This is a genomic window from Peloplasma aerotolerans (assembly GCF_030012175.1).
Taxonomy (GTDB): Bacteria; Bacillota_I; Bacilli_A; order Acholeplasmatales; family Acholeplasmataceae; genus Peloplasma; species Peloplasma aerotolerans.
Map to the genome: position 1 here is coordinate 1 of NZ_JASCXW010000032.1, position 16,041 is coordinate 16,041.

A 16,041-nucleotide genomic window follows, 5' to 3' on the forward strand; every position below is an offset into this window, starting at 1 on the left:
TTTTTCTTACTTTTCGCAGATATGATAATGCGAATATACTCGAGTTCTAAATCTTTAAAAGCTTCATGATTGCTTAAGAATTCAAAGATATCAGGACTATTGACTTCCGTAATTTCATTTGTATCTTTGTTCATGATGTGAATATGACTATCTGCTGAGTGCATTGGGTTACCCATTGCAAGATCATAATATTTGGTATCATTGATGTATAGTTCAACAACAATCTTTTGTTCTATTAAGAATTCCAAATTGTTATATATCGTTGATACATTATAAAAACCACGACTAGCCAAAGCTTTTTGAATTTCTTTGAATGTCAAGTGCTGATTTTCTAATATTTCAATCATAGCTTTTCTACTTTTTGTTAAACGCATTTTATCATTACGTATTTTACTATAATAACGTTCTTTTAAATCCATAATATCGATCTCCTTCAGGAAACGAAATTTTTAAATTATAATTCATCTTAATTATACCAATATTTAGAATAGATTTAAAGAATAATGCTTATATGCTTAAGATAGTTGATATCATACGCTAATTATGTGATTATAATATAAATAAACTTATCTTGAACATTCATATCATTTAAAAAAATGATATAATAAAAAGTGGTGAGGTTATGCATATTGTTTTCGGTGGTGCTTTCAATCCACCAACAAAAGCACATTTAAATATCATTAAAAAACTGTTGTCAACTTATGAAGGTTCACACATTTTATTGTTACCAGTTGGCGATGATTACGCAAAATCAGAACTCATAGAATTTCACCATCGGATAACTATGTTGAAGTTGATGACAAACAATTTAGAACATGTCAGTGTATCTGATTTAGAATCAAACCGAGGTTATCATGGCACCCTTTCGATACTAGATGCACTCAGTTATATCTATGATGATCTTCATTTTGTTATTGGTGCTGATAATCTAAAAGGATTTCACAAATGGATAAAATATGAAGAACTTTTGGGTAAATATCCATTTATCGTGATGACAAGAAAAAACGGAATAACTGAAGAGCAAGCTGAAGTAATGTTTAAGGATTTAAAGCATCAATTTACATTTATTGAATTTGAAGAAGATTTTTCATCAACTGATGTAAGATCAAATAAAAGTGAGCAAAAAAATTTATTAACTGAAGAAGTTTATCAATATATTCGCAAAAACCATTTATATGAGGAGCCAAAAAATGTATAAACAAGGGTTCATAAAAGTAGCTGCTGCAACACCGAAAATCTCAGTTGGAGATATCGAGCACAACAAAAAAGAGATCTTAAATATTCTTGGAAAAACCAAGTCAAGTATCATCGTTTTTCCGGAGTTGACAATTACTGGATACACATCCAGTGATTTGTTTTATCAAGAATCATTTATCTCTGAAGCAAAAGATGCCATTCAATCCATTATGGATGAAACAAAATATCAGGGCATATTTATTATTGGTGCACCTCTTGATTTATATGGTATTCTTTATAATTGTGCTGTTATCATTAAACAAAAACAAATATTAGGCGTTATACCTAAACACTATTTACCAAATTATCATGAATTTTATGAAAAAAGATGGTTTCATACCGGATTTAAAACAAAAATGAAACATATTGAACTTTTGGGAAAAGAAGTTCCGTTCGGATATTTAATTTTCGAAGATTCTGATGAAAAAATAAGATTTGGTGTAGAAATTTGTCAAGACTTATGGGCAGCATATAGTCCAAGTGATGATATGAGTTTAGCTGGAGCTAATTTGTTTTTCAATTTATCTGCCTCAACTGAACGTGTAGGGAAACCTCAGGTAAGAAAAAATCTTGTACTAGACCACTCAAGAAAACAAATGGCAGCATATGTCTATACAAGTTCAGGTCATTTTGAATCAAGCTCTGAAGTCGTCTATTCAGGACATAAGATCATAGCGAATCAAGGTGTATTAGTTTCTGAAGTTCAGTCATACGATATGGAGTCTTCAATATTAACCGCAGATATCGATATTCGTGCAATCAATTATCAAAAGAGACAAGATAGTACATATCGTGATATGCATATGCTTATTCAAAATGAGTATCAGTTTGTTCCTGTTCGATTTGAAGAAACGAATTCATTTACATTTGAAAAACCAATTGACCAAAAACCATTTATACCGAACGAGCATTTAGAAGAAGAAATGATTTTGGCGAACAATTTACAAACATTTGGTCTCATTAAAAAGATTGAATCATTGCCGGAAACGTCTAATAAAATTGTTATAGGTATTTCAGGTGGTCTTGATTCAGCACTTGCTCTACTAGTCAGTCATCAAGCAATGAAAAAACTAGGAAGAGACTCTAAAGATATTATTGCAGTAACCATGCCAGCTGATGCAACATCTAAAAAATCAAGATCAGTAGCCATCGAATTAATGGAGGGTTTAGGTGTAACTGTTTTAGAAATTCCAATTAGCAAATCTGTTGACCTCCATTTAAAATCTATTCAGCATGACGAAAAAGATGTAACATACGAAAATGCACAAGCAAGAATAAGAACGCTTATATTAATGGATCTAGCAAATAAATATGGTGGTTTTGTTTTAGGCACTGGTGATTTATCTGAGATTGCTTTAGGATGGATGACATATAATGGTGACCAAATGAGCATGTATGCTATTAATTCAGGATTACCTAAAACATGGGTTCAACTTATGATTGATTACCATGCAAACCATGATTATAAAGATTTAAAGAAAGTCTTGCAGAAAATATTGGATGCACCAATCACTCCAGAATTACTCGAAAATCAGGATACTGAAAAATCGATTGGAAGATATGATGTCAATGATTTTATCTTATATTATCATCTTGAACAAGGTGCTGATGAAAAGAAAATTATTTGGCTTGTTCGGCATGCATTTGAAATGAATCAAGATGAAGCGAGACATTATGTAAATCGCTTCTTCAAGCGTTTTTACTCACAACAATTCAAACGCCAAACACTTCCAGAAGGACCGAAAATTTTAGGCATTAGTATGTCTCCTCGAGGACAGTATAGAATGCCAAGTGATGTAAAAAGAAAGTGATGTTATGAAGAAAAAAGTAATTATAGGTTTATCAGGGGGAGTAGATAGTAGCGTTGCTGCTTATTTACTACTAAAAGACGGCTACGACGTAGAAGCCGTTTTTATGCGTAACTGGGATAGTGCAACCAATCAAGATTTAAAAGGGAACCCGACCACATTTGATGAGATGTGCGAACAAGAAAAAGATTATCAAGATGCTTTAGAGGTTGCTCATAAATTAGGCATCAAGCTTCATAAAGTTGATTTTATTGACGATTATTGGGATCGTGTTTTTTCATATTTCTTATCAGAATACAAAAAAAATAGAACACCAAATCCAGATGTCTTATGCAATAATGAGATTAAGTTCAAGGCATTCGTAGATTACGCACAAAAATTCAATCCTGATTATATCGCAATGGGACATTATGCCCAAGTAGATCTAACAAAAGATTATCCAATGCTTCTAAGAGCGTTTGATCATAATAAAGATCAAACCTATTTTCTTTCTCAATTAAAAGAAGAGCAATTGAAAAAAGTCATATTTCCAATTGGACATTTAGATAAAAAAGAAGTTAGAAAAATTGCGTTAGAACAAGGTCTTGCTACTGCAACAAAAAAAGATTCTACTGGTATTTGTTTTATTGGAGAAAGACATTTTAATGCATTTTTGAGTAATTATCTTCCTGCACAACCCGGTCAGATGAAAAGACTTGATGGAACATATGTGAAAGACCATAGAGGTTTAATGAACTATACGATTGGTCAAAGAAAAGGATTAGGCATTGGAGGTTCCAAAGAAGAGATTGGAGCTTGGTATGTTGTCGGGAAAGATTTAAAAACAAATACTTTATATGTTGAACCAGATTTCAACCATCCACATTTATTTAGTGATGAAGCACTGATTACCGATGTTATTTGGCGGGGACCTAAGTTTGACGGACAAATGACAGCTAAGTTTAGATATCGTCAAAAAGATAATGATGTGACGATTCAATGGGTTGATGATGAAACCATTCGTGTTTTCTATCCTCAAAAAGTACGAGCAATTACCCCAGGACAAGTTTGTGCATTTTATCAAAACGAGGTCTGCTTAGGATCAGGTTTTATTCAAGAAGCATATATGGATAAAAAATTAAGACAATATAGTTAAAAGGAACTCCAGTTCCTTTTTTTTATGATTTTTTAATGGTATAATTTGAATAAACATTACATTAGGAGGAACTATGGAAACCATCAAAGGTAGAGTAAAAAATTATGTTTTTCATAATGATGAAAATAGTTACTCCATTGCTAGAATTATTACAGAAGATGAGCAACTTGTAACCATTGTAGGATATTTTCCTATTGTTAGTGAAGATATGAACTATGTATTTCATGGTACATGGGTAAAGCATGCAAGTTATGGAGATCAATTTAAGATTGAATCTTTCCAAAAATGTGATGATCAAAGTGAATCTGGGCTTGTTAGTTATTTATCTAGTCCTTTTTTTCATGGCATTGGTCAAAAAACTGCAGAAAAAATTGTTGAAACCTTAGGACCTGACGCACTAAAAAAAATAACTGCAGATAAAACAGTATTGAAAAAAGTAGGTTTAAATGCAATACGTATTGAAAAATTTTATCAACAGCTTATTGAAAACCAGACCAACGAACATATTTTAGTTGCCTTATATGGGTATAATTTATCTGGAAAACTCGCGATGAAATTACTTAATCAATATCAAATGCTAACCTTAGAAAAACTTGAAGAAAACCCATATCGCTTAATTGATGACATCGAAGGCATTGGTTTTATTAAAGCTGATGAGATTGCAAATAAATTAGGTATTGCAAAAGATGATCTTAGAAGAATTAAAGCAGCTATCATCTATGCAATGCAAAATATTGCATATCAAAATGGAGATTTGTATTTAACAGATGAACAAGTCAGACAGTATGCCTATCAAGTTTTAGGCAATGACATTGAGCTTGAACTCGCAATAGAGGCTTTAATTGAAGAAAAACGGTTGATCTTAGATGAAGATAGATACTATCTAGCACTTTCATATTTTACTGAGATTAAATTAGCAGATAAAATTAAAGAGTTAGCAAAAAATACAAATAAGGTGTATGATCACGGATATCTAGAGACACTTCTAGATTCTGTAGAAATACAAAGAAACATGCAATACACCAAAGTTCAAAAAGAAGCGATTATAACTGCATTATCAAACCCTATTTCAGTTATTACAGGTGGCCCAGGTACAGGTAAAACAACAATTATTGATGGTTTACTTGAAGTTTATAGAATATATAACAAATTAAATTTCAAAAATCCTGCAATCTATGAAAAAATAGCTTTAATGGCACCTACAGGTCGTGCAGCCAAAAGGATGAAAGAATTACTTGATATGGATGCTAAAACAATTCACCGTCATCTAGGATATAATTATGATGGGTTATTTGCATATGACGAGTATCACTTAATGCCCCATGATTTAATCATTATCGATGAAGCATCGATGATTGATTTATTCTTAGCGCATAAATTATTTACTGCAATCAAAAATGAAGCACAAGTTATCATTGTTGGTGATGTTGACCAATTACCAAGTGTTGGCCCAGGTCAAGTTTTAACGGACTTAATTGAATCCAATGTCATACCAGTTGTTCGCTTAAATGAGATTCATCGACAAGCAAAAGATTCAAAAATCATATCTTTAGCAAGTTCAGTGAACCAACAAAATTTAACTGACAATGATTTGATTAGCGATAACGATGTATATTTATATCGTGCATCGCCTGATAAGATTAAAGATGTCATTATTAAGCAAGTTGAAGGTGCATTAAACGAAGGATACAATATGATAGATGATATTCAGATACTCGCACCAATGTATAAAGGTGACTTAGGTATCGATAACTTTAATAAAATTTTACAAGAAAAATTTAACCCAAATCCTGGTGAAGGCATTACCTATGGCGATAAAACATATTTTGTTGGTGATAAAGTCATACAACTTGTTAACGATCCAGAACGTTTAATTATGAATGGCGATATTGGTGTTGTTAAAGCAATTAAATATAATCAACAAAATGAGCAATACATGGTTGTATCATTTGATGATAATGATGTGATGTATGATAAAGGGGATTTAGAAGAGCTCAATTTAGCTTATGCAATTAGTATTCATAAATCACAAGGTAGTGAATATAAAATCGTCATGATACCCATGGTAAGAAGCTATATGCACATGCTAAAAAAAGAGTTAATCTACACCGCTATCACTAGAGCAAAACAATATCTCATTATCTTAGGTGATATGCATTTACTCGTTTACGCAGCTAACCACTTGCAAGAAAGAAGACAAACGACTTTAGCATATCGATTGAACAGTGAAATAACACATCAAGAAAAAGAAGAAGATGATATTTCACCATATGATTTTATGTAAGGAGTAATGATGATTAAAACTAAACATTTGAAAAAGTACTATGGAAGTTCAAGAGGCATCGAAGATGTTACCTTAAGTGTAAAACAAGGAGAAATCTTTGGATTTGTTGGTCCAAACGGTTCTGGGAAAACAACCTTAATACGCATTTTATTGGGGTTGTTATCAACTGATTCTGGACAAGCAGAAATATTGAATCAAGAAGTTTCTATAGGCAATCACTTAATCAATGAACATATTGGATATATGCCTAGTGAATCTCATTTTTTCAATGAGTTAAAGGTCAAAGTGATCATGGATTTTTTTAGGAGTATGAGAAATGTGGATGAAAACTACCTAAACCACTTAATTAGCACCCTTGATGTTGACCTAGAAAAGAAGTTTGGTTCACTTTCATTTGGCAATAAGAAAAAAGTAGGCATTGTGATTGCTTTAATGCATCAAGCAAAACTATTGATACTAGATGAACCAACTTCAGGATTAGACCCATTGATTCAATCTAGATTTTTAGAGTTATTACATCAGGCTAAGAAAAACGGATCAACCATTTTTCTATCAAGTCATGTTTTAAGTGAAATTGAAAAAGTGTGTGATCGTGTTGCATTAATAAAAGATGGTACTATTTTATTTACGAAATCGATGGATGATATACGAAAGAATGAACATAAACGACTTCAAGTTACACCGAATCAAGATCACTTAAAACTTAAAGGGTTAGAGTATATTAAAGATGTAAACAGTTCTAGTCATTATACTTATCAAGGTGATGTTAACCTTCTAATAGACTACCTTTCAGACAAAACATTTGATGATATTATTTTAAGAGATGTTGGTTTAGAAGAAATATTTTCTGTTTATTATGAAAAGGAGGAAATCCTATGAACCTCTTTTCAAAAGATTTGTATAAGATTGAAATAAGAAGAAATTTCAAAAGTAATATGATTTGGTCGTTTGCATTAGGTTTATCATTATTTTTAATCGTTGCTATTTACCCAATGGTTGCAGAAATGATGGATGCTTTAAATGAAATGCTTGAATATCTGGAAAGCATCGATAGTTCATTTATAGCCATGATGGAAAGTTTTGGTGGAATACCAGATAATGTGATGGAATATTTCGCTACAGAAGGTGCTTTATTTCTACAACTTCTTGGTGGTATTTATGCAGCGATGCTAGGCTTTGGTATTGTCAGTAAAGATGAAAAAGAAAACACAGTAGAAGTTATCTACGTGTTACCTATTTCTAGAGCTAAACTATTAACAACGAAAATGTTAAGTGTAGCTACACTACTTTTCATCTTTACCTTTATTCAAATGTTATTAACACAAGTTGGGTTTATCATTGTTGCTCCAGGTGAATCACACTTGATATTATGGGAATTCGGTTTGTTTGATTACGTTATGTTTCTCATGATTGCATACTTAAGCATGGGATTAGCAATGTTTCTTAAACCAAATAAGTCACCACTCATATCAATCGCGATTCCGTTCCCATTATATATAATAACGATGATTTCATCAGCAACCAATAATGACTTCTTAAAAGCATTAAAATATATATCACCATTTACATTTACTGAACCTGTTGGGTTTTTAAAAGAAGGTCATGGATTCGAGTTAATCAATTTTTTAACATTTAGTGCTTTAACGATTATTGTTGTTATATTAAGTTTTAAGAAATTTAGAAAACGTGAAATGATTTAAGCAAAAAAGTGAGCTCAGAATTCTGAACTCACCTTTTATTTCATTAGCTATCTTAATGTTGAACCACTCTTAATATCTTTTGATTCGTATGTGGCTGTTTTAAAGATGCGGCAATTTCTTCCAATATTTGTTGAACTAGGAATCACTGCACTCTTTTCAATCACTGTAATCCCACTTGATAACAAATCAGGCTTTTCTTCATTTGGTGTAAAATCATTTCCATATCCGATAAACGCACTACGACCAACGGTCACTTTTTTATCCAAAATACACTTTTGAATCGTAACATCTGTACTAATAATAACATTATTTAGAATAACACTATCTTTAATCACAGATCCTTTTCCAACACGTACACCTGGACTTAAAACTGAGTTAATAACCGTACCTTCTATGACACAACCATTTGAGATTAGAGAATTATGAATAATAGCTTCACTGCCTACTTTAACCGGTGGGAGATCTTCACTTTTCGTATAAACTTTCCATGTTGGATCGTAGAGGTCAAGTTCTGTAAAATCTCTTGCCATAGCAAGATTGGTTTCTAAATAAGAATCATAAGTACCGACATCCATCCAGTAATCTTTAAACTGGTAAGCGTAAACTTCTTTTTTTGTTGTCTCTATGAGATGCGGAATAATATGTTTACCAAAATCAAGGTCTTCTTGATTGATATCTAGAAGCACTTTTTTTAACAAATCAAAATTAAACAGATAAATACCCATGCTTGCCAAATTAGATTTTGATGTTTTTGGTTTTTCTTGAAACTCAACGATTTCATCATCTTTGCCAACTGACATAATACCAAAGCGATATACTTCCTCAGGTGGAACAGGTTGAGTAGCTATCGTAACACTAGCACCTTTTTCTTTATGAAGTTGAATCATTTTCCGATAATCCATTTTATAAATATGGTCACCTGATAAGATTAAAACATAAGTAGGTTCTTTTCTTTGAATAAATTCAAGGTTCTTCAAAACAGCATCAGCTGTTCCAAGATACCAATAATTGTGTGGCTGAAGCAATGTTACACCGGAATCACGTCTATCTAAATCCCAAGGTTTTCCACTACCGATATGCTCGTTTAATGAAAGAGGAAGATATTGAGTAAGAATTCCTATATCATAAATATTAGATTGCGTACAGTTACTCAATGTAAAATCGATAATTCTAAATTTACCTGCGAAAGGCATTGCTGGTTTACTACGTCTTTGTGACAAGATGTCTAATCGACTACCTTTACCACCTGCGAGAATTAATGCTAAAGTTTCCATAGTTTACACTCCTAATATCGTTTGATATAAATCTTCATATGATAATGCCATTTTATCAAGACTGTTGTCTTGTTTCATTGCTTGTTTGACTAATTTATTCCAAACTCTTGGATTTTCATTATATAAGTTGATGGCTTCAAACAGTTTCTCTTTAAAGTCATAGGCATCATATCTAGAAAATCTAAATCCTGTACCATCGCCTGTGTATTGGTTATAAGGAATAATAGTATCTATTAATCCTCCTGTTTCTCTAACAAGTGGAAGTGATCCGTATCGCATTGCAATCATCTGACCTAAACCACAAGGTTCAAACCTACTAGGCATCATAAAGATATCACTTGCTGCGTAGAGTTGATGTGCTATTTTTTCATTAAATCCGATATAATTCGCAACTCTATTTGGGTATTTAAATGAAATGTGACGGAAGAAATCTTGATAGGAATCATTGCCTGACCCCATTAGTATAAACCGTGCATTGCTAAACTCAATCACATCTTCCAAAGTTCTTGTTAATAGATTAATGCCTTTTTGAGTTGCTAATCTACCGATATAGACAACTAATGGAGCTTTTAAATCGACATCCAAATTAAAGTGATGCAACATATATTCTTTATTCTTTATCTTACCATCTTTTGTTTTCACCTCATCATAATGATGTTCTATCAAATCATCTGTTTTCGGGTCAAAAACATGATGATCAATACCATTTAAGATACCAATGAAATCATCATATCGCTTTTGTAAAGCACCGTCTAAAGTAAAACCATAATCGTTTGTTAATACTTCATTGCGATATGTTGGACTAACGGTATTGATTTTAGTCGCTCTTTCAACCCCAGCTTTTAAAAAATTAACACGATCAAAATGGATGTAAGTATAATTAAAATCTGTATTAAAAAAACGACTGACATATGGATCAAATGAACCTTGATACTCCAAATTATGAATTGTAAATAATGTGTGAATGCTAAAATAGTGATCATTTCTCTGACGATAATGTTCGTCTAGCAAATAAGGAACCATACCAGTTTGCCAATCATTGAGATGCAAAATGTTTGGATAGAAGTTGAGCACTTTTAATCCTTCTAATATTGCAAAACTAAAACATGCGAACCTTTCGGCATCATCATTGTATCCATAAAGTTGTTCTCTTTCAAAATAGTGCATATTTTGAACAAAAATATAAGTTATGTTTTCATATTTTAGTTCATAAAAATGAACGATGGTTTCAATACCACCAAAGACAATCGTAGCTGAACCTTTCATTTTCATTTCTTTATGATGTTTATTGATACTTTGATAATATGGGGTGATAATTCTAACATCATGACCAAGTTTTATTAAGGACTTAGGCAAAAAATATGCCATATCAGCCAATCCACCAGTTTTACTAAACGGGAATGCTTCAGCACTACAAAATAATATTTTCATGATTCCACCTCTATCTTTAGTTGATTGCATACTTATTAAGTTCATTATACATGATGATAGCGCTTTTATCAATCAAAGATTATGTGATAAAAACTGAAAAAATCATAAATCATTTAATTTTATAAATGATATGATATACTTTAGTAAATAAAATATGAGTAGGTGATGTTGGTGACAAAAGAAAAATCTTGTGGTGCAGTCATCTTTAGAAAACATCAGAATAAATATCAATTTGTACTTGTACAACAAAAATACGGACTACACTTTGGTTTTCCAAAAGGTCATGTTGAATTAAACGAAAGTGAAAAGATGACCGCTTATCGTGAAGTTAAAGAAGAGACTGGTCTTGAAGTCGAAATATTAGATGACTTCAAAGAAAAAACAAGATACTACCCTAAACCAGGTGTTGTTAAGGATGTCGTCTATTTCCTCGCACGAGCAGATTCAATTAAAATTCAAAAACAAGAAGAAGAAATTGCTGATGCAGTATGGGTTGATGCTTCAAAAGTATTATCAAAATTAACATTCAAAACAGATAGAAAAGTCTTTAAATTATTATCCAAAAAAGCGAACATTATTATTTGAGGTTTAAATGGAAAAAGAGTTACTAACATACTTATACAACAAAATAATACCTTTATATCGCCATTTTGATGACGCACATCAAATGGATCACGTTGAAAAAGTAATTGAAAATTCAATTGAAATAGCAAAACCATACGAAGTTAATCATGATATGGTTTATGTCATTGCCTGCTATCATGATATTGGTATGCAATTTGGAAGAAATGATCACCATATAACAGGTGGTCTATTTTTGTATAATGATCAAGAATTATCAAAGTACTTCACAAAAGAGCAAAGACGAATTATGAAAGAAGCAGTTGAAGATCATCGGGCATCAAACGACGAACCACCAAGGTCAATTTATGGAAAAATTATTGCCGAAGCTGATCGAGATATTGATATAGACATAGTTGTTACAAGAACAATACAGTATGGGTTTAAACATTATCCGGATTCTAATGAAGAAGAACATATTAAAAGAGCATATCAACATATAGAAGAAAAATATGGTCCAAATGGATATCTTAAATTATGGCTTGAGACGAAAAAAAATAGAGATGGATTAAATAAAATTCATCACCTTTTAAGCGATTCGAAAACATTGAGAACATTGATTTTTGAACACTATAAAAAAATAAAAAATAAATAAATATTTAAGGTTAAAAAACAGACTATTTTATGTTACAATATGATTATAAAAACACGATATCAAAATATAAGGAGAATAATATGATTATTGGAACTGTTAAGGAAATAAAGAACAATGAGTTTCGTGTTGGGTTGACCCCAAGCAGTGTCAAAGAGTACGTACATCACGGACATCAAGTTCTTGTTGAACAAAATGCTGGTATGAATTCAGGATTTTCAAATGAAGATTATGAATTCGCCGGTGGAACGATTCTAAAAACCGCGGCAGAGGTTTGGGAAAAGTCCGAAATGATTGTTAAAGTTAAAGAACCATTGCAACCTGAGTATGGTTATTTTAGAGAAGGTTTAATTATATATACCTACCTTCATTTAGCAGCTGATGAAGCATTGACAAAAGCATTGATTGACGCTAAAACTCAAGCCATAGCTTATGAAACCATTCGTTTAGATGATGGATCACTTCCTTGTTTAAAACCTATGAGTGAAGTTGCTGGTCGCTTAAGCGCAATTCAAGGTGCAAAATATCTAGAAAAACCACAAGGTGGAAGTGGAATTTTTATATCTGGTGTTCCAGGTGTTGATCGTGCAAAAGTTGGCATCATCGGTGCTGGAGTTGTCGGAGAAAATGCTTTAAAAATGTTAGTAGGTTTGGGTGCTGATGTTACGATTTTAGATATTAACTTAAACAAATTAACATATTTAGATGATATCTATGGCAATAGAATAAAGACTTTATATAGCAGTAATGACAACGTAGAACGTGTCGTTAAGGCATCTGATTTGATTATAAGTGCTATTTTACTTCCAGGTGGAGCAAAAGCTCCTAAACTGATTAAACGTGCTTATTATAAAGATATGAAGCCGGGTAGCGTCATTGTTGACGTTGCAATCGATCAAGGTGGTTCAACTGAAGTGAGTAAAGCAACTTATCATGATGATCCAATATATGAAGTAGATGGTATTATTCACTACTCAGTTGCTAATATGCCGGGTGCTGTTCCTAAAACATCAACAACAGCGTTAAACAACACAACGCTTAAGTATGGATTAATGATTGCTGACTATGGTTTAGATATTGCAATCGGACGTTCAAATGCGCTTAAGTTAGGGGTTAATGTTTATCACGGACAATGCACATGCGAAGGTGTATGTGAAGCCTTTGATTTACCTTATTTAGCATTATAAAAACAAATGGGGGTTAAAGTTCACTTTAACCCTCTTTTTTTTAATTTTTTAATAATTAGTTGGAATTTCAAAGTATCATAGCGTATAATAGAAAACAAAGGAGGTTCCAATGAGATTAAGAGAAGAAATAGCAAGATTTTTTTTGAAACTTATTTTTCATTCTAAGTATCGTTTCAAATTCACTTATGAAAATTTCGATCCAAAACGACAAGAACCTTTCTTTTTAATTGGAAATCATATTTCATTAAATGATCCATTATATGTCGGGATGAATATTAAACATTATCCATATCCAGTTGCTTCTAACATTTTATATACACACCCAGTACAAAGGTTTGCATTAACCCATATGGTTAAGTCAATTCCTAAAAGAAAAGGCCAAAATGATGTTCAAACCATTAGAAGTATATTAAAAGCATTTCATGATGATCAACGCGGTATTATGATTTTTCCTGAAGGCAATTCCTCTTTTTTTGGAGAGCAGACAAAAACTGATTATCAAAGCACAGCTAAACTTATACAAAAATTAAAACATGATGTAGTGATTGCTAAAAATTCAGGTGGATATTTTGCTGCACCACGATGGGGAAAGAAAAGAAAAAAATGTTATATTCACATTCATTATCAAACACTGTTAACGAAAAAAGAAATTAAGGAAATGCATATAAGTGAAATTGAGGTAATATTAGAAAATGCAATTGCATTTAATGAATATGATTGGAATCGAAAAGAAAAAATAAGATATAAATCCAATCATAAAGCTGAAGGTCTAGAAGGATATCTTTATGCTTGTCCTATTTGTAAAAGAATACACACGATTCAAACCAAAGGAAGTGACATATACTGTACAAACTGTGGAAAGATTGCTACCATTAATTCGTACGAGTTTCTTGAAGGTTTACAGTTCGATAATTTGGTCGAATGGGGAAAATTTCAACAAATATTGTTACCACAAGTTGTTAAAAACAAAATCATGTCACTCGGTACACTTTATGAAGTTGATTTTCAAAAGAATAAAAGACATAACCGAGGTAATGTTGAAGTTATATTAGAAAATAAAGTAGTAACAATGACGAATTTAAAACAGCAACTTGAGTTTCACATCAATGATATCGAAGGACTCGTTTTAACACAAAAAGATTTTTTATCATTTGATTACAAAGGTCTAACATTTTTAATAAAAATCAAGGACCCAATGATATTCCTAGATTCAATAAAATATTTAAGAGGAGAATAGACAATGGAAGAATGGGGCATTATCGTTTACTTTTTACTTATTGGAGTATTAATGTTTGTTGCAAAAGTCTTAAAGACATGGGTTCCTGGTTTAAATAAAGTTGTTATACCAACAGCTTTACTTGGTGGGTTCATTGGTCTAGTGATTTCATTGGTGTTTGCACCAATCATTACGGGTCAAGAAACGTTTTATGATGTAAATGCGTTAATATTTATGGTTTACCATGCACTTGCAATTGGTTTTATCGCTCTTGCACTTAAAAGAGATTCAAGTAAAATCAAGAAAAAAATATGGTCTACAGGTATGCTTATCACTAGCACCTATGCCATGCAAGCATTAATAGGTTTATTAGTTGTATTACTTTTCTTTAGTACGAAATTTGCTGGCTCTGGAATGCTAGTTGCTTTAGGATTTGGACAAGGTCCTGGGTTAGCTATATCTATTGGTAGTGTTTTTGATAATGTGATTACGGATGGTACATTCAATACTTTTGCAGTATTAGGTGCTTCATACTCATTCTTGGGATTCGTTTTTGGAGGTACGATTGGGGTCTTACTCATCAACATCATCAGTAGAAAAAGAGGTGTTGCGAAACCAAAACATTATCAAGAAAGTTCTACAGGAAAAATTACTGTTGAAATCGATACTATTAAAGAAATTAGTACATTAGATGGTTTAACAACACAAGGTATTATTATTGCTATCATCTATGGTCTCGTTTTCTTGACTTTGCATGTATTAGACATCCTAATAGGAGATATCGCTGGTGGGGCCGTATTTGGACTCATAAAAGGTTTTAACTTTATTATAGGTATTTTATATGCTTTACTCTATAAATCCGTTTTAATGCGTTTTGAACGTAAAGGTAAAAATATTCGCTTTATGACAAATAATTATATGTTATCAAATATTGCATCAGCATCATTTAATATTATGATTGCTGGATCTGTGTTAACAATTACTCTAGATTTTTTAGCAGCATATGGTGTACAACTGGTTGTTACTGCAATACTTGTTGGTATCATAACAATGTTCTATCTAAGATTTATGACCAAAAGAATTTATGCTGATCATCATGAGGAATACTTTATCGGGTTGTTTGGTATGCTCACAGGAGTTGCTTCAACTGGCTTAGCTCTTCTAAAAGGTATAGATCCAAATCTAGATACTCCAGTAGCTGAAGAAATGGTATTAGGATCTGGAACTGCTATTTCAATGGCACTGCCTTTGTTTGCAATTCTATTTATTCCGATTTTAACTTATGGCAGTTCGAATGAATTGCTATGGAATTGGATTGCTGTTTTAGGATGTTTAACGTATACGGTTGTATTCGCAATCATTTTAATGATTCGAACCAGACGTGGAGTTAATGTATAAATCATTGAGTGAGAGTGCAAACTCTCACTTTTTTTGTTGAATAGGAAATTGTATTTATATCATACATGAAGTATAGTAGTGACATTATGTATATCGCGCACGCGCGTGTGACATGGCGATTATGAATCGCCCCTAGTGAATTTATTCACTTTTGTTCTT

The 16,041-nt window shown here is 32.0% G+C and carries 14 protein-coding genes; 11 read left to right on the forward strand and 3 right to left on the reverse strand.

Annotated elements, in window-relative coordinates; all coding sequences use genetic code 11:
* Positions 1–419 (reverse strand): Fur family transcriptional regulator (locus QJ521_RS08090; RefSeq protein ID WP_282839957.1); only part of this gene is annotated, 419 nt, incomplete at its 3' end.
* A gap of 203 nt (positions 420–622) precedes the next feature.
* Here QJ521_RS08090 and nadD point away from each other — a divergent pair.
* The 6 genes from nadD to QJ521_RS08120 all read left to right on the forward strand — a co-directional run bounded on the left by nadD (position 623) and on the right by QJ521_RS08120 (position 8,163).
* A complete protein-coding gene (gene nadD, locus QJ521_RS08095; RefSeq protein WP_282839958.1) occupies positions 623–1,198 on the forward strand; it encodes a nicotinate (nicotinamide) nucleotide adenylyltransferase in 576 nt (191 codons plus the stop codon).
* Positions 1,191–3,047 (forward strand): NAD(+) synthase, encoded by a 1,857-nt coding sequence (locus QJ521_RS08100; protein ID WP_282839959.1) that lies wholly within the window; start codon positions 1,191–1,193, stop codon positions 3,045–3,047. Before nadD ends, QJ521_RS08100 begins: the two co-directional genes overlap by 8 nt.
* A gap of 4 nt (positions 3,048–3,051) precedes the next feature.
* The gene (gene mnmA, locus QJ521_RS08105; protein ID WP_282839960.1) at positions 3,052–4,179 is read left to right on the forward strand and encodes a tRNA 2-thiouridine(34) synthase MnmA; all 1,128 of its coding nucleotides are present in this window, start codon (positions 3,052–3,054) and stop codon (positions 4,177–4,179) included.
* A 73-nt stretch (positions 4,180–4,252) separates the two neighbouring features.
* The gene (gene recD2, locus QJ521_RS08110; protein ID WP_282839961.1) at positions 4,253–6,463 is read left to right on the forward strand and encodes an SF1B family DNA helicase RecD2; all 2,211 of its coding nucleotides are present in this window, start codon (positions 4,253–4,255) and stop codon (positions 6,461–6,463) included.
* Positions 6,464–6,472: 9 nt separating this feature from the next.
* Complete coding sequence (locus QJ521_RS08115) at positions 6,473–7,342, forward strand: ABC transporter ATP-binding protein (protein ID WP_282839962.1); 870 nt, start codon at positions 6,473–6,475, stop codon at positions 7,340–7,342.
* The gene (locus tag QJ521_RS08120) at positions 7,339–8,163 is read left to right on the forward strand and encodes a DUF2705 family protein (protein WP_282839963.1); all 825 of its coding nucleotides are present in this window, start codon (positions 7,339–7,341) and stop codon (positions 8,161–8,163) included. The genes QJ521_RS08115 and QJ521_RS08120 overlap by 4 nt, the downstream gene beginning before the upstream one ends.
* A gap of 47 nt (positions 8,164–8,210) precedes the next feature.
* On the opposite strand, the gene QJ521_RS08125 is transcribed toward QJ521_RS08120, so the two are convergent.
* Both QJ521_RS08125 and QJ521_RS08130 read right to left on the reverse strand, forming a co-directional pair.
* Complete coding sequence (locus QJ521_RS08125; protein ID WP_282839964.1) at positions 8,211–9,437, reverse strand: glucose-1-phosphate adenylyltransferase; 1,227 nt, start codon at positions 9,435–9,437, stop codon at positions 8,211–8,213.
* Between the two features lie 3 nt (positions 9,438–9,440).
* The gene (locus QJ521_RS08130; protein ID WP_282839965.1) at positions 9,441–10,868 is read right to left on the reverse strand and encodes a glycogen synthase; all 1,428 of its coding nucleotides are present in this window, start codon (positions 10,866–10,868) and stop codon (positions 9,441–9,443) included.
* A 171-nt stretch (positions 10,869–11,039) separates the two neighbouring features.
* Between QJ521_RS08130 and QJ521_RS08135 the strand changes: the two genes are divergently transcribed.
* The 5 genes from QJ521_RS08135 to QJ521_RS08155 all read left to right on the forward strand — a co-directional run bounded on the left by QJ521_RS08135 (position 11,040) and on the right by QJ521_RS08155 (position 15,882).
* A complete protein-coding gene (locus tag QJ521_RS08135; RefSeq protein ID WP_282839966.1) occupies positions 11,040–11,453 on the forward strand; it encodes a bis(5'-nucleosyl)-tetraphosphatase in 414 nt (137 codons plus the stop codon).
* 7 nt (positions 11,454–11,460) lie between these two features.
* Positions 11,461–12,084, forward strand: a complete 624-nt coding sequence (locus QJ521_RS08140; protein ID WP_282839967.1) for an HD domain-containing protein — start codon at positions 11,461–11,463, stop codon at positions 12,082–12,084.
* An 80-nt stretch (positions 12,085–12,164) separates the two neighbouring features.
* Positions 12,165–13,268, forward strand: coding sequence for an alanine dehydrogenase (ald, locus tag QJ521_RS08145; RefSeq protein ID WP_282839968.1), 1,104 nt, complete (start codon positions 12,165–12,167; stop codon positions 13,266–13,268).
* Between the two features lie 109 nt (positions 13,269–13,377).
* Complete coding sequence (locus tag QJ521_RS08150) at positions 13,378–14,505, forward strand: lysophospholipid acyltransferase family protein (protein WP_282839969.1); 1,128 nt, start codon at positions 13,378–13,380, stop codon at positions 14,503–14,505.
* A 3-nt stretch (positions 14,506–14,508) separates the two neighbouring features.
* Complete coding sequence (locus QJ521_RS08155; protein ID WP_282839970.1) at positions 14,509–15,882, forward strand: sodium/glutamate symporter family protein; 1,374 nt, start codon at positions 14,509–14,511, stop codon at positions 15,880–15,882.
* Positions 15,883–16,041 lie beyond the last annotated feature (159 nt).

What these genes read in the sequence shown, in the direction of transcription:
- QJ521_RS08125 (WP_282839964.1), bottom strand. Translation starts at nt 9,437, where the DNA reads ATGGAAACTTTAGCATTAATTCTCGCAGGTGGTAAAGGTAGTCGATTA.
- QJ521_RS08120 (WP_282839963.1), top strand. Translation starts at nt 7,339, where the DNA reads ATGAACCTCTTTTCAAAAGATTTGTATAAGATTGAAATAAGAAGAAAT.
- mnmA (WP_282839960.1), top strand. Translation starts at nt 3,052, where the DNA reads ATGAAGAAAAAAGTAATTATAGGTTTATCAGGGGGAGTAGATAGTAGC.
- nadD (WP_282839958.1), top strand. Translation starts at nt 623, where the DNA reads ATGCATATTGTTTTCGGTGGTGCTTTCAATCCACCAACAAAAGCACAT.
- QJ521_RS08115 (WP_282839962.1), top strand. Translation starts at nt 6,473, where the DNA reads ATGATTAAAACTAAACATTTGAAAAAGTACTATGGAAGTTCAAGAGGC.
- QJ521_RS08100 (WP_282839959.1), top strand. Translation starts at nt 1,191, where the DNA reads ATGTATAAACAAGGGTTCATAAAAGTAGCTGCTGCAACACCGAAAATC.
- QJ521_RS08140 (WP_282839967.1), top strand. Translation starts at nt 11,461, where the DNA reads ATGGAAAAAGAGTTACTAACATACTTATACAACAAAATAATACCTTTA.
- QJ521_RS08130 (WP_282839965.1), bottom strand. Translation starts at nt 10,868, where the DNA reads ATGAAAATATTATTTTGTAGTGCTGAAGCATTCCCGTTTAGTAAAACT.
- QJ521_RS08155 (WP_282839970.1), top strand. Translation starts at nt 14,509, where the DNA reads ATGGAAGAATGGGGCATTATCGTTTACTTTTTACTTATTGGAGTATTA.
- recD2 (WP_282839961.1), top strand. Translation starts at nt 4,253, where the DNA reads ATGGAAACCATCAAAGGTAGAGTAAAAAATTATGTTTTTCATAATGAT.
- ald (WP_282839968.1), top strand. Translation starts at nt 12,165, where the DNA reads ATGATTATTGGAACTGTTAAGGAAATAAAGAACAATGAGTTTCGTGTT.
- QJ521_RS08150 (WP_282839969.1), top strand. Translation starts at nt 13,378, where the DNA reads ATGAGATTAAGAGAAGAAATAGCAAGATTTTTTTTGAAACTTATTTTT.